The organism is Nocardioides gansuensis (assembly GCF_003076135.1).
Lineage (GTDB): Bacteria > Actinomycetota > Actinomycetes > Propionibacteriales > Nocardioidaceae > Nocardioides > Nocardioides gansuensis.
In genome coordinates, this window is record NZ_QDGZ01000023.1 from 1 (window position 1) to 1,837 (window position 1,837).

Below are 1,837 nucleotides of genomic sequence, written 5' to 3' on the forward strand. Positions count from 1 at the left end.
GACCGAGGTGGACACCGGCGCGGCGATTGCCGCGGCCCGGGAGGCCTTCGACCGGGGCTCGTGGTCGGGGTTGTCGGTGGGGGAGCGGGGTGCGGTGTTGGCCCGGGTGGCGGATCTGCTCGTGCGTGACAAGGGCGTGGTGGCTCGGGCCGAGTCGCTGGACACCGGCAAGCGGCTGGTCGAGAGCGAGTATGACGTCGATGACGTGGTGTCGGTGTTCCGGCACTTCTCGACGGCGGCCTCGGACGGGGGTCGGGTGGTGGAGACCGGCCGCGAGGAGGTCCGGTCGGTGGTGGTTCATGAGCCGGTCGGGGTGTGCGGGCTGATCACGCCGTGGAACTACCCGTTGCTGCAGACGGCCTGGAAGGTCGCCCCGGCGCTGGCGGCGGGGTGCACGTTGGTGCTCAAGCCCAGCGAGCTGACCCCGCACAGCGCGATCCATCTGATGCGGCTGCTGGAGGAGGCGGGCCTGCCGGCCGGTGTGGCCAACCTGGTGCTGGGTGCCGGGCCGGCGGCCGGCGCGCCGCTGGCCGAGGACCCGCGGGTGGACCTGGTGTCCTTCACCGGTGGCCTGGCGACCGGCAAGGCGCTGATGGCCACCGCCGCGGGCACGGTGAAGAGGGTCGCGCTCGAGCTGGGTGGGAAGAACCCCAACATCGTCTTCGCCGATGCCGATCTGGAGACCGCTTTGGACTTCGCGCTCACCGCGGTGTTCCTGCATTCGGGCCAGGTGTGCTCTGCGGGTGCCCGGCTGCTGCTCCAGGAGGGGCTGCACGACGACTTCGTCGACGCGCTGGTCGCGCGGGCCGGGGGGATCCGCCTGGGTGGCCCGTTCGACGAGAAGGCCGAGACCGGCCCGCTGACCAGCGGCGCCCACCGCGACAAGGTGGAGGCGTACGTGGCGGCCGGCATCGCCGAGGGCGCGGTGCTGCGCTGCGGTGGCGGTCGACCGGACGACCCGGCGCTGGCCGACGGCTTCTACTACCTGCCCACGGTGCTCGACCGGTGCACCCCGGACATGACGGTGGTCCGGGAGGAGTCGTTCGGCCCGGTGCTCACCGTGGAGACCTTCACCGATGAGGAGGACGCGGTTCGGCTGGCCAACGACTCGATCTACGGGCTGGCCGGTGCGGTGTGGACCACCGACGAGGCGAGGGCCCAGCGGGTGGCGTCCCGGCTCCGGATGGGCACGGTCTGGATCAACGACTACCACCCGTATGTGGCGCAGGCGGAGTGGGGCGGCTACAAGCAGTCCGGCATCGGCCGGGAGCTGGGCCTGGCCGGGCTCGAGGAGTATCGCGAGACCAAGCACATCTGGACCAACACCGCACCCGCGCCCCAGCACTGGTTCGCGCCCCAGGGCGCCTGAGCCGACCACCCGGACAGAGAACCCGGACAGAGAACCCGGACAGAGAAGAGGAAGACACATGGCCGACCGGTTCGACTACGTCATCGTCGGGGGCGGCAGCGCCGGCTCCGCACTCGCCAACCGGCTCAGCGCCGACCCCTCGACGTCGGTGCTGGTCCTCGAGGCGGGTCACGGCGACTACCGGATCGACCCCTTCATCCACATGCCCGCCGCCCTGCCGTTCCCGATCGGCAGCCGGTTCTACGACTGGAGGTACGAAACCGACCCGGAGCCGCACATGGGCGGGCGGCGGATCTACCACGCGCGCGGCAAGGTGCTCGGCGGGTCCAGCTCGATCAACGGGATGATCTTCCAGCGGGGCAACCCGATGGACTACGAGCGGTGGGCCGCCGACGCGGGCATGGAGACGTGGGACTTCCGGCACTGCCTGCCCTACTTCAAGCGGATGGAGAGCCGGCACCTGGAGGA

General features: G+C 71.1%; 2 protein-coding genes. Both read left to right on the plus strand.

Features of this window, described 5'->3' with window-relative positions:
- Positions 1-1,369 (plus strand): aldehyde dehydrogenase family protein (locus DDE18_RS22425; RefSeq protein ID WP_116574651.1); only part of this gene is annotated, 1,369 nt, incomplete at its 5' end.
- A gap of 58 nt (positions 1,370-1,427) precedes the next feature.
- Positions 1,428-1,837, plus strand: a 410-nt coding sequence (locus DDE18_RS22430; RefSeq protein ID WP_211754718.1) for a GMC family oxidoreductase N-terminal domain-containing protein, incomplete at its 3' end; no start/stop codon positions are given.